Origin of the sequence: Oricola nitratireducens (genome assembly GCF_014904745.1) — a bacterium.
Classification (GTDB): Bacteria; Pseudomonadota; Alphaproteobacteria; order Rhizobiales; family Rhizobiaceae; genus Oricola; species Oricola nitratireducens.
Window position 1 is genome coordinate 62548 of record NZ_JACZCS010000010.1, and the last position, 12283, is coordinate 74830.

10 protein-coding genes and 1 tRNA gene are annotated in these 12283 nt (G+C 64.6%); 2 read left to right on the top strand and 9 right to left on the bottom strand.

All coding sequences use genetic code 11. The annotated features are described in order from the left end of the window. The first annotated feature begins 61 nt into the window (after window positions 1-61). Window positions 62-535 (top strand): cytochrome b/b6 domain-containing protein, encoded by a 474-nt coding sequence (locus IG169_RS06810; protein WP_193175427.1) that lies wholly within the window; start codon window positions 62-64, stop codon window positions 533-535. Between the two features lie 23 nt (window positions 536-558). On the opposite strand, the gene IG169_RS06815 is transcribed toward IG169_RS06810, so the two are convergent. Next, a tRNA-Thr gene (locus IG169_RS06815) sits at window positions 559-635 on the bottom strand. Window positions 636-1095: 460 nt separating this feature from the next. Between IG169_RS06815 and IG169_RS06820 the strand changes: the two genes are divergently transcribed. Beyond that, entirely contained in the window at window positions 1096-1557 is a 462-nt protein-coding gene (locus IG169_RS06820) for a hypothetical protein (RefSeq protein ID WP_193175428.1), read from the top strand. Window position 1558: 1 nt separating this feature from the next. Here the strand turns inward: IG169_RS06820 and IG169_RS06825 are convergent, their stop codons facing one another. The 8 genes from IG169_RS06825 to IG169_RS06860 all read right to left on the bottom strand — a co-directional run bounded on the left by IG169_RS06825 (window position 1559) and on the right by IG169_RS06860 (window position 11988). Continuing rightward, entirely contained in the window at window positions 1559-2056 is a 498-nt protein-coding gene (locus IG169_RS06825; RefSeq protein WP_193175429.1) for a c-type cytochrome, read from the bottom strand. Further along, entirely contained in the window at window positions 2056-2523 is a 468-nt protein-coding gene (locus IG169_RS06830) for a DUF411 domain-containing protein (protein ID WP_193175430.1), read from the bottom strand. Before IG169_RS06830 ends, IG169_RS06825 begins: the two co-directional genes overlap by 1 nt. A gap of 80 nt (window positions 2524-2603) precedes the next feature. Then, on the bottom strand, window positions 2604-4001 hold the full coding sequence (locus tag IG169_RS06835) for a multicopper oxidase family protein (protein ID WP_193175431.1): 1398 nt from the start codon (window positions 3999-4001) through the stop codon (window positions 2604-2606). Continuing rightward, a complete protein-coding gene (locus IG169_RS06840) occupies window positions 3991-4893 on the bottom strand; it encodes a c-type cytochrome (RefSeq protein ID WP_193175432.1) in 903 nt (300 codons plus the stop codon). Before IG169_RS06840 ends, IG169_RS06835 begins: the two co-directional genes overlap by 11 nt. A gap of 3 nt (window positions 4894-4896) precedes the next feature. Beyond that, window positions 4897-5523 carry a c-type cytochrome gene (locus tag IG169_RS06845; RefSeq protein WP_193175433.1) on the bottom strand — a complete coding sequence of 209 codons (627 nt, stop codon included), beginning with the start codon at window positions 5521-5523 and terminating at the stop codon, window positions 4897-4899. Window positions 5524-5570: 47 nt separating this feature from the next. Continuing rightward, window positions 5571-5915 (bottom strand): hypothetical protein, encoded by a 345-nt coding sequence (locus tag IG169_RS06850; RefSeq protein WP_193175434.1) that lies wholly within the window; start codon window positions 5913-5915, stop codon window positions 5571-5573. A gap of 230 nt (window positions 5916-6145) precedes the next feature. Further along, window positions 6146-9364, bottom strand: a complete 3219-nt coding sequence (locus tag IG169_RS06855; protein WP_193175435.1) for a UvrD-helicase domain-containing protein — start codon at window positions 9362-9364, stop codon at window positions 6146-6148. After that, window positions 9319-11988 carry a PD-(D/E)XK nuclease family protein gene (locus IG169_RS06860; RefSeq protein ID WP_193175436.1) on the bottom strand — a complete coding sequence of 890 codons (2670 nt, stop codon included), beginning with the start codon at window positions 11986-11988 and terminating at the stop codon, window positions 9319-9321. Before IG169_RS06860 ends, IG169_RS06855 begins: the two co-directional genes overlap by 46 nt. Between the last annotated feature and the right edge of the window lie 295 nt (window positions 11989-12283).

Sequence of the window (12283 nt, forward strand, 5' to 3'; positions counted from 1 at the left end):
CGTTATGATCACGAACTGAAATCGGAGTGCGGCAGTGACAGGAACGTCAGGTGGAAATCACGTGCAGCGCCCCTATACACAACTGCAAATAGCGCTGCATTGGTTTGTTGTGCTTCTGATTTTCGGGCAATGGTACACGTCGAGCGCGATACCCCGAACACACAATCCTCTGCTTCCTCCGTCGGAATCAGATTTGATACAGCATGCCATTCATACCTATGCCGGCGTGCTCATCGGTGGGGTAATGGCGATTAGGCTAATGCTGGCGCATGCGAGTTACCGTCGGCGGCCGCCAATGCATCTGGCCTTGACGGAACGCCTGGCGTCGATCGTTCACGGTGGGCTCTATCTCGCGGTTCTGTGCCAAGTCACTGCAGGCTTTGTCACGACTTATCTCTGGGGGCCTGCGCGGGTGATCCATGCGTTTTTTTGGGATGTCATTCTGATACTTGCATCGGTCCACATCGCCGCCGCCGCCTATCACCTGACACGCGGCGACGGTGTGTTCCGGCGGATGATCCCGTGGCTTCGATGAATCAGCGGGCTCGTTTAGGTTTTTGGGGCCCTCGGTAGGATTCGAACCTCCATCTTCCTGACAACAATTCAGGTGCTCTACCGATTTGAGCTACGAGGGCTAACCGGGCGACAATCCTCGTTCCGATTCGTGAAAAAATCATTTTCTATCCGGAACTTCACAATGCTGGATCACGGAAAACGTGCGAAGTGCCGCAATCAGTGAGGCATCTCTCCGCGTGCCAATGCCAAGTGGTGTGCCTGGTGGTGCGCCCCAAGGCCATCGAGCTAATGAATCCTAGCGCGAGAATACGGGTTGTATCCCCGGTCGCCGTCAGGACGGCGCCGTTTTCGGTTTTCTCCGCCTTGGAGTTCCGGCCATCTCCGCGAACAATGGATCTCTTCCGCCCAAGGGGCATTGGCAGGAACTCGCGGCCGAGCTGGGCGTAAGCCGCGAGGCGCTCTACCGGGAGTTCGCCAGGCGCAGTCCGCGTTCGGGAGCGCTATCAGAGTCCTTGAATTGACCTTCCACTTGCCGGAACGTTTAGATTTCTCCGCTCTGTCGAAATCGGGAGCCCGATAATGCGCGGCATCACGAACCAACCTGAATTCGGTGTGGTCGTCTTTTCATTCCTTCTGCATTTTGTCTGGGAGTATCTGCAGGCGCCGACATATGCCGGCATGACCGACCTGCCCCACTGGGAAGGGGTCAAGCTCTGCACCTCCGCCACGATCGGCGATGTCGGTTTCGCACTGACCGCTTTCTGGATCGCCAGCGCGGCGGCGCGGTCTCGCTACTGGATCATTGATCCGCAACCGCTGCATTCGCTGCTGAATCTTGGCGCCGGCATCGCGCTGACGGTCGGCTTCGAGTACTACTACACGCAGGTAACCATGCGCTGGAGCTACTCGGACCTAATGCCTATGGTGCCGCCGTTCGGCACCGGCCTGAGCCCCCTCCTTCAATGGCTTGCGATACCTCCGCTCGTGATCTGGTTCACACGCCGGCAGTTGCCAGATCGAAGCGGTTCCAGAAGAGACTGACTTACTTGTAAGCCTCCTTTTCCAGAGCCTGGTACTGCGCGTTCATCTCGTCGTGCCGCTGCCGGACTTCCCCCGGCCACTGCGCCTTGATCCATGACAGCGCCGCGATCATCTCCTCGTCGGACAGCACACCCTCATAGACGGGCATCGCCGACTTGTAGTCCTTGAGATTGGCGGCCTTCGCGACACCGTGTTTGGTGATCGCGAACAGGATCTCGTCGGGATGGTGCCAGGTATGCCCGGTCTCGTCATGCGGCGGCGCAGGCATCAGGCCGTCCTCCCCGGGCGCCTGCCAGTTCGGCTGGCCTTTTAGGTCAACGCCGTGGCAGGACGCGCAATTGGCCTGGTAGATCGCCGCGCCCGCGGCGACAATCTGTTTGTCGTCGGGCCGCAGCAACGATCCTTCGGCTTGTTGTGCGTCGGGCAACAGCCAGAAGGCTAGCGCCGCCAGCAGCGCAAGCCCGATCGTCGCCAGAACAGCGAAACGTCTTGCCGTCATCACCTGCCGGCCTCGTAGAAGACGGTTGGCTTGTCTGCGGGATCATCGGTGAAAGCATAAACGTCGTAACGGGCACTCGGGTCGTAATCCATGCCGAGCGAACCTGACGGCATGCCCGGTGTTGCGATGCCGCGAATGTCCGGCTGTTCGCTGGCCAGTTTCTCTATCGCCTCCAGCGGTATGTGCCCCTCTAGGACGTATTTGCGGCCGACATCCAGTATTGCGGTGTGACATGCCTCGAGTTCTGCGCTCACGCCGGCTTGCCTCTTGACCACCGTCAGATCTTCCATGTCGCGGACTCTGACCGTGTATCCCGCCTTCTGCATTGCCTCCGTCCAGACATGGCAGCAGCCGCACCAAGGCGTCTTGAACACGGTGATAGTCATGTCGTCCTGCGCGTGACCCGGCATAACGGCGCCCAGTCCGGCAGCCGATGCGACAAGAAGGATGGAAAGGAAGCGTTTCATGTTTCGGAACTCCTTTATTTCCTGCGTTAGAGGGTTCGAGTTGGTCGCGGAATCGCGATTGTCGGTTCGGTGTATATTGGTTAGCTGTCGGCCACCTCGAACCAGGTGTTCATGCCTGCCGCCGCGTGTTCCAGCATGTGGCAATGCAGGAGCCATTTGCCGGGATTGTCCGCGACGAAGGCTATTTTCGTCGTCTGCTGCGGCCCGATCAGGAATGTGTCGCGCCAGGGCCGGCCGTCGTCGGCCGTTGCACCGGACCGTTCGACAATCCGGAAATGGTGGCCGTGCGTGTGCATCGCATGCACCCAGGCGGTGTCGTTGACCGTCTCGATCACGACCGTCTCGCCCCGCCTGGCCCGGAACAGCGGTTCGTCGGCGAGGTTCGCGACGCCGTTGAACGCCCAAACCTGGCCCGTGGACTGAAAATCCTCGCCTTGCAGCCTGCGGCCCTTGTAGACGATCTCGGCAAAGCCGCCCATCGCGCCGCCGGTCATCTCCAGTCGCACGGTCTGTGCATTTGACAGGTCCGGCTCGGGAATGGCGTTGGCGGCGAGCCGGGGAACTGCCTCGTCGCCGCCACTGCCCTTTTCGACCTTGAAGCTTGCAAAGGCGAACGGCTCGTTGCCCGAGATTTCCTCCAGCGCGAAGTCCTCCTGCGGCACGACCAGAAGGTCTACCCGTTGCGCGGGCCCGAGCAGGAACGGCGAATAGTCGAGCGTGACAGGCTCCGGCAGCGGCTGCCCGTCATAGGCCAGCACCTTCGCGCCGAAACGCGCCGGGTCGAGCTCGAACACCCGCGCATTGGCCGCGCAGATCAGCCGCAGACGATAGGCCTCGCCCGCCTTCAGCTTGGATGCCGGCAGGCTCCTGCCGTTGACGGTCAGCCAGTTGCCCATCCGTCCGCCATGGCTCCAGTCCATCAGCGATCCGAAACTGGCGAGATCCAGCGCCCCATCATTGCCGAGCCGCCAGTCGTCGATCACCAGCGTCAGGTCGTGATCGCGGTCGAAGGCCGGTTCGGCTTCGTCGACGATCAGCGGCCCATAGAGACCGCGCGCGACCTGGTTCCAGCTCTTGTTGTGGGCGTGGTACCAGAAGGTCCCGGCATCCGGTACGACGAAGTCGTAGTCGAAGCTTTCGCCGGGCGGCACCGGCTCCTGCGTCAGTCCGGCGACGCCGTCCATCGCATTGTCGATGCGGATGCCATGCCAGTGTACCGAGGTGGGCTCTTCCAGGTTGTTGGTCAAGCGGACGCGCACGCGATCGCCCTTTGCGACCCGGATCTCCGGTCCGGGCGACATGCCGTTATAGGTCCACAGCGAGGACGGCGCGGCACCTTCGGGATAGAGCGTATGCTCGCTCGGGCCCGCCGTAAGCTGAATGACGCCGGCGTCCTGCGCTGCGGCGTAGGGTGGAAAAGTGGCGAAAGCGGCGGCGCCCAACGTCCACCGCAGGAAATCGCGTCGGTCAGGATTCATCTTGTTCATCCTTGTTGAGAAGATAGATGGCGATCGCGCGCAAATCGGCATCGGACAGGAAGGCGGTGCCGTCGCGCACGACCTCGCCCATCGAGCCGCCGAAGACGTCGCCTTCGGGCGTGACGCCGCTGCGCAGTGCATAGGCAAGGTTGTTGACGGTCCAGCCCTCCGCTTCCAGCCGGTCCGCGGTGATCCGCGGCGACTTTCCGCCGTCCGGCAGGCCGTCGGCTCCGTGCAGGGCGAATTCGGCCTGCCGTGCGCCGAGCAGGTTGCGCGGCGTGTGACAGGCACCGCAATGCGCCGGCCCGCGAACGATGTAGCGGCCGCGGTTCCACGCATCGCTCCTGTCCGGCATCGGCTCCAGCGGCCCCATGTCGAGGAACAATGCCCGCCAGGCTTTCAACGCCGGACGGAAGCTGTAGGGAAACTGCAGTTCCTGTTCGCGGGACGGCGTAGCCGTCGCCGGAACGGTCCGGAAGGCCGCCCACAGATCGGCGATGTCCTGGTCCGAGAAACGCGAATAGAACGGATACGGGAAAGCCGGGTAATAGGGTTCTCCTTCGGGCGATATGCCCTGGCGAACAGCCTTGGCGAACATCTCCGGCGTCCACGCGCCGATCCCGTATTCGTCATCGGTCGTGAGGTTTGGCGAGCGGAATGTGCCGAATCCTGTCTTCAGTTCCAGTCCTCCGGCCAGCGGCGCGCCGCCGCCATCGGTATCGGAGTGACAGGCGATACAGCCGGACATGCGAGCCAGATATGCGCCACGCGCCGCATCGCCGCTGAGCGATTCCAGCGAAACAGGTCGGCCGATCGGCCATGCCGCGAGCGCGACGCCGCTCCCCGCCGCCGCGATGGCGGCGAAGGCTGCGATCTTGAAGGGGCGCCGCATGGTTTAGTTCTCTTCGGCCCGGAACTTCGTGTGGCATGCGGAGCAAGTCTGCACCGTCATGGCAAATACACCGTCAGCCGGCATCGCGGCGAGCGCGTCGGCATCCGGTATCCCGGCTCCGCCCATCAGGCCGCCGCCCGCCATCGGGGAACCGGATCCCATCATCCCGCCTCTCATCATGCCCGAACCGGAACCCATCATGCCATTGCCCTGGCCCATCATGTTGCCTGCGCCCGGGCCCCGGCCGCCATGCATCAGTCCGTTGCCGGCCGCGGCCTCGAGGCCTCCGGCAAGGGTTTCGAGCTGACCGGCCAGCGCCGAGAACTCGTCCCAATTGGACCAGATGTCCGGCTTCGCTTCCGACGGTCCACCGGCGCTGCCTTCCGGAAAAAGCTCGGTGATCGCTTTGCCTGCGTGCTTGCGGATCGTCTCGGCCCCGGCTTTTACGGCCGCGGCATCGTATTCGGTTTCGCCGCGCATCACGGCGGACAGCTTCTTGACCACATCGCCCATGCTCTCCATGGCTTCCATGCGTTCCTTGACGATTCCAGTCGCGCCACCATGCGCATATGCAGCGGCAACGGACGCGAGGCCGAGGGCGCCCGCGCCGATTAGTGTTTGGATTTTCATTGTCATTCCTCGTTGTTCGATGTCGTGCAGCCGGTCAGGCTGCGGCGTTACATTTCGAGAACGGGAAAAGCGCGGGGTGGCGGGGATTCGGGTATCAGGAGGTGCCCGGCCAGCTGACTGTAGCGCATGTCGGTGGATTGCGGTGCCAGGGCAGGATGGTCGAGGTCTGCGACAGAAGCAGTCATCAGGATGTTTGCGCCGCAATGGACCGGTCGTTCATCTTCCTTGCACATCGGGCAACCGGAAGTGTGTCCGTGATGGTCGCCGGACGCAGCGGCATGAACGTGATCGCGAGGACTGATTTCGTAGGCGTGCGCATACACGCCGCCGCCCAGCAGGAGCGAGACCAGCGCAAAGGCAGACAGCAGGAAACGAATCCCGCGAAAACTCATGGATGATGTCACTTGTAGCATTCATGGAAATCTACGACATCCGAAGAGAGCGGACAATCCTTTGAAACGGTATTGCAGGTCCGCTTATGGGCGGAGCTGAAGTGCGTTTGTATGGCGACTTTGGGGGCGCGTTGCTGCCACGCAGCACCGGGGCCGCTTGCAGAAAGTCTGCTTTCGGCGCGGCCAAATGACGAAGCTAGCCTTCGGCAAGCGCCCCCTAATTCAGCCGTCTACTCGCCCCAAGTTACCTCGATGCGCGTCATCACCGCGGCGATCGGTTGATGGATCCAGTACTCGAAGCGCGACTTGCCGGTCACTTGCCGGAGTGCGCGTGCATAGAGAGCCAACTGGCCGGCCACCGCGCGCAGCCGCTCCGCTTCTATCTCGACCGATCCGGGAAAGCTCTTGTGATCGATGATCGCGTAGCCGTCGCCAAGGTCGACCAGGAGATCGGGTCGGCCGCCGAGCACCTGCAGACCTTCAAGCGCATGAACCGGCCATTCGGCCAAGCGCGCGGCGGCGCCGTACTGCTCGTCAAGAAGCCCGTGCAGCCGATCGGCGATCTCGACGAGATCCTCGGGCTGGAACTCGGGAACGCCCCACCGGGCAAGCATGTCCGCCGCGCGAGAAATGCGCTGCGCGGGCCCGCGCGCTTGTTCCTCCCCGGCTAGAAAGCGGTGGATCGCTTCGCCGAGCCGCTGGAGATCGGGATCGCCTACGAGCGCGAACCGCGGACCGAGCACCTCGGTGGCGGCAATCCTCACCGTGCCGGTGTCCGCGATCGCGTCGCTCGGCCGCAGGCTCAGCGGCGGATGGACTGCCGCCACCGCGGTGGGACGGGTGTATTCCTGCGCCGGAGCCGCCGCTTCCGCACTGATCTCCAGCGCATCGGGCGGCGGCCGGACGGCAAAGTCCACGCCGCCTGCGCTTATTTTCTCAGGATGGAACGAGATTAGCGGCGCGCCGGACTCGTCGGCCAGTTCATCGAGCCAGAGCATGGCGTTCCCGGGATCTGCCAGCACGAGATGATCGCGCGCGCGAGTGAGCCCGACATAAAGCAGCCGTGCGCGTTCGAGACGCTCCTCGTCGAGCACGGCGGTGCCTTCGGGCGAGGCCGGGGCGGCAACATCGAGCCCGACGCCCTTGCGCTGCTCGCCGTAGGGCCAGGGCCAGAACCGCAATCCGCGAGCCGCGAGCGGCTCGGCCCAATCGGGAGCGGCCTCGTCGACGGCGGTGAGGCGGAAGGGCCAGGCCTTGGCCGCTGCGTCGAGTTCCGTGAGAATGACGACTGGCCATTCGAGGCCCTTGGCGCCGTGATAGGTCAGGACATTGATCGCATCGGGATGGCGGCTTGGCGGCTGGCGCGCGTCACTGCGCGCAGCGATCCACTCACTTGCGCCCGCTAGCGTCGCTGCCTGGCGCTCGGCGCGCTGCTCTTCCTGGTAAAGCGTCACCAAAGCCCGCAGCGCCTCGAGATTCTGGAGCCGCTGTTCGGCATTACCCCATCGCAGCATCGTAGCAAGCACCGTCTCGGCATGCAGAAGCGCGTCGAGAACCTCGGCCGGGGTACGCTGCGACGCTTCCGCGCGAATAGCGTCCAAGGCTCCTGAAAACGGAAGGCAGGCTACGAGACCGGCCCCGTGATCGTCCTCGAACACGGCCTCGAACCAGGTGTCGTCGTCGCTCGACAGGCGCGCCATCTCGGCGAGCGCAAGGCCGTCGCTGGGATCGGCGATCCATCGAAACGCCGCAAGCGTGAACTCGATCTCGGGTTGGTCGAGCAGCCCGGGCCGATCGACCGCGACGCGCAGCCCATGCGCAGAAAGTGCGGTGGCAAGCTCGGACACCTGCGCGTTGCCGCGGCACAGTACCGCGATATCTCCGCCTCGGACCGGACGAAGCGCACCGTCCTTATCGCTGACCGCCCAGGCGCCGGGATCGACTTCGGCGTTGAGCCCGGCAACGCGCGCGGCGAGCGCCGCGGTCCGTGCCGCCTTGGTCCTGCCCGCGGTCGGCCAAACCGACAGCGCAGCCGGCATCAGGTCCGGTTCGCTGCGTGCACAACGATCGAAGCGGACCTCCTCCTCGGTCATGCCGGCCCGCAACATGTTGGGGGTGATCGCGGCATTAATGAACGCGGCGAGTTGCGGGCGGGTCCGGTAGGAGCGCTGGAGGTAATCGGTCGCGCCGCCGCTCGAGGCAGTTATCGCTGCTGCTGCGGCGGTGGTGAGCGCAGGATCGGCATCGCGGAAGCCGTATATCGACTGCTTGGGATCGCCGACCCAAAGGTTGCGGGGAGCGATCCGCGACAGCGCGGTAAAAATCGCGATCTGGATCGGGCTCGAGTCCTGAAACTCGTCGACAAATACCGCACCAATAAGTTCGCGCAGCCGCTCCCAATTACTGGGTTCCGTGAGGATTGCCAGCGCGAGCATCTCCTGGTCAACGAAATCGAGCAGGCCGCGTTCGGCCTTGTAGGTCGCATAAGCCGCCATGCACCGCGCGGCGCAACCGAGGACAGCCTCGCAATAACGCTCGATGTCGGCGTGAAGGCGCGGATGGCGCGGATGCGCGCTGGCGGATGCGACCACACCGGCGAAAAGCGCTTCATCAGACTTGGTCGCGCCGAGCTTGGCGAGCTTGGCCCAGTCGGGCCAGGCGATCGGATCGCCCGCCGCGAGAGAGCGCAAGGCCTTCTCCACAGCCGGTACGTCGCTCTTGAGCGTACCCGCCTTGAGCGCCGCGCGCGCCGGTTCGATCGCGGCGATGCAGGATTCGAGCGCGCCCCGCAGCGCCGCGTCGAGCGCGCCCGCCGTGTCTTCACCTGGGTCGGGGAACAGCGTCAGCAGGCTGGCGGACGAGATCTCGGCGCACAGCGCGAGCCGCTCGGCGGTAATGCCGTTGGACCTCGCCAAATCGACAGCCCGCTGGACATCGTCGTGCCAGCCGCGCACGGCGCGGCCGTGAAGCGAATAGCCGCTTGCCGGAATGCCGAATCGCTCCGCTATTTCCGAGATCACCGGCCCATGCTCGGCGAAGACGTCGCCGGTGGCGCGGCCAAAGACGATTGCTTGGCGATCCTCGGCAATCACGTCGGTGATAGGCGAACGGCCGGTCTCGAAGGCAAATTCGCCGAGCAGCGTCCCGCACACCGCATTGACAGTGCCGATGCGCGCGCCGAGCATCGCGGCGCCGAGGTCTGGGCGGCCACGCTGGATCAGCGTCGCGCGGATTCGACCGGCAAGCTCGGCTGCCGCCTTCTTGGTGAAGGTGGTGGCGAGGATACGATGCGGCTCGGTTCCGGAAATGACTTCGGCGACGATATCCTCGACGAGACGGTGGGTCTTGCCTGTGCCCGCGCTGGCAATGATCGTGTCGACCCGGTTCTGCCTGGCACTCTCTGTCATGCTAGTCCCCGCACGCGGCATAGCGTGGCGTAATCGCACCATTCGCAGTGAACATCCCGCACAAGCGGAAGGTCTGCAGGAAGAAGATCGGCCACGCCTTCGACTCCCGCGGCAAGCAGCTGGCCGTCTGCTGCTACCTCTCGCCAGGTCCGCCATCCGGCCAGAATCGCTTCCCAGGTCTCGCCGAACGTGCGCGCGCCCTCGACCGACCGGCCCACGAGCCCGCTGCCCGCGAGCGTCGCGAATTGGCGCTGGTTGAGCAGGTAGTAGCCCGCACGGTATGGCGTATTCCCGGCAACGAGGGCGCCGTAAGTCGCTAGCTGGACAGCACGTCCGGTGGCGAGTTCGTCAACCCGGGCGCGCTCGCTGTGGGTCCACTTAAGATCGACGATAACCGCGTTTGCGTCCGCGTCGCGCGCCACTAGATCGACCGCACCACGCAGTGCGAGCAGCGTCTCAAAAGTCCCGCTTACCTGCGCCTCTGTCCCCTCGACGACAAGGCCGTTCTCGGCGAGGCAGCGCGCAAGGCCGGCCATCGCGGCCGGGAGCCGGCGCCGGGCTAGCGTCAGGGCATCGGCCAGCTCAGGCTGGCGAAGCGGAGCGGCCAGCTGGTCGATCCGCGATTCGAGCAGGTCTTCGGCGAGAGCCTCGGCCTCTTCGGGCGCGGGTGGCTGTCCGGGCGGAAAGACCTCGCGGGCGATGGCGTGCGCCAAGTTGCCGAGCAACTGGTTGCCGTCCGGAATCGAACGGACCCGACCCGGCCGCAGCCGGGCCACGTGCCGCAGGGCCCAGAGCAACTGGCACGAGAAAAGGCTCTCGAGCGAAGTGGCGGATTCGGTATGAGCCGCGAGCCGCTCCGCAAATCCGGGCGGGACCAGCCAAGCGGGCTGAGCGTCGGGAAGCTGCCGCGCATCGAGGGTGCTACGCGCAATTGCGGTTCCGGCGATCTCGATGCGCGGCGTGACGAGCGCGATTTCGAGCCGCAGCGGCAACAAGAGGAGATCGAGCGCCGGCTTGAGCCTGTGGGCCAGCGGATGGAGGCTATCCTCGTCTTCGCAGTCCGGACCGCCGGCGATGAGCACGAGGCGCTCGCGCGCATGAAGGATTGCCCGCTCCCACGCCGTGCTGGCGGCGCGCGCGGCGCGCGTGAACTCGTCCGCCGGACAGCCCGCCGCGGCGAGCGCCGCGCGTTCGCATGCGCTCCACGGGGCGCGCTCGCTCCCTTCCGTGGTGGCCTTAAAATTCCACCAGAGGAGGGTGTCGACCGGCGCCCATATGGCACCGGGGTGGACGACGCATCGCCAAGCGGCCGCTTCGGTCAGTGCCGAGGGATTAGCCTCGCCCTGATCGAGTGCCTGATCGATCACCCGTTCGACGAGGAGCCGCGGCATCGGGTCACGCCCCAGCGCGGTAAGCGCTGCCCGCACTTGCGTACCAAGTGTGACGGTAGCCGCGTGAAGCCTGTCGTCGCTAACGGCAAAACGGCGGGCAGCCCACTCGATGACAAGGTCGCAGATGTACAGCGCCTCGACCAGCGGCATGCCTGATACCGGGTCGGCAAGGCGACCGTCGGTCCATGCGCGCCAGCGTTCCAGTTTTGGAGCGATTTTCGCACTGGCATCAGGATCGTCCCCGGCGTGCTCCTCTTCGGCGGCGGCGATCGCCGCCCATGCCGCTTCCCATTCGGGCCCGCCCCGTCCGGGCGCCTCTTCGAGTGCTGCAGCGAGCCTTCGCGCTGCGCGCGGGGCGACCGGCGAACCTGGAAACACCAGGATTTCCATGAGGGCACCGGCATCGAAAGGCTCCCAGCGGGCCTTGAAGGCGAGGAGGAGCAACTGCAGCGAGCCGCGGTGGACCGACGTTCGGCTCCGCCCCGCCCGCGGCTGCCCGGAAAGACGCAGCGCGTGATCGAGCAAGTCGGAATCGCCGTCCTGCGCGATAAGCGCCAAGGTCTTGTCCGGTGGCTGACCGGCGATCCACTGGCCGGCGATTTCCGCAGCCAGCGGTTCGCTCGACGCGGTCGCGAGAGCAAGGCTTTTGTCGGTATCCCGCTCGGGCAAGGGAGCGCCGAGCATCCAGCGCTGGAGTTTGCCCAGAGCGGTCTCGGAAGAGGCGGAGGCGACTGGCTCAATCACTATGAGCGCGCAACCCAAGGACTCGAGTCTGTCGAGAAGACGGCGCACCGGCGCCGGGCAGAGTTCGCGCGGGTCAGCGAGACGGATGGTGGCGACTGGCGCGGTCGTGCGGTCTTCGAGTTCGGCAAGCACCGCCGCGACGCGATCAACGAAGCCGGGCGGCATGGTTCCGGCCGCCCGCGAAGCCTGGGCAAGCGAAGAAAGACGCGGCTCGTCCCAGTCATCTTCCGCCCGCCAACCGAAGCCAACCAGTTCATCGCGCCACGAAAGCACGGTGCGCGCGGTCGCCCAAGGATCCGTCGCGAGCGAGCGCGACCAGAAATGCGCGCCGACGATACCTTCGAGGATAGCTTGGAAATGGGCCACGCGCACGACATGCGCAGTCGGTGGCGCACCCAGTCCCAGCATGGTTTCGAGCGTGTCCACGAGGCCCAACGGCCCGACGACCGGTTGCCCCAGCGCACCTTGAGGCCCGCCCCCGTGATCGGGGAACGCGCCGCGATCAGCCCAGAGGTCGAATACAAGTTCCATCGACTACTCGCTTGTCTCGCGTCTTCTTACCGGCTTTTCCGTTCGAGGAACACATCTGGGAACAATATTCTAGCCACATCCTGTCCAATTCAACCAACACAATTGTAGAGTCTTATCTTTTTCTTTCGAAAGTCACCGAAGCACGAACGCCCTCGCCGCGCACGCAACTGCGCCACCGAGGCAACTATTGGGATAGAGCGGCTGGTCGTCGAAAGACCGGAATGAGGGCGCGTTGCGGACCGACTGTTCGCGACCCAATCTCAGTCGTTCAATCGAATGAGGCGGTTGTCTTCGC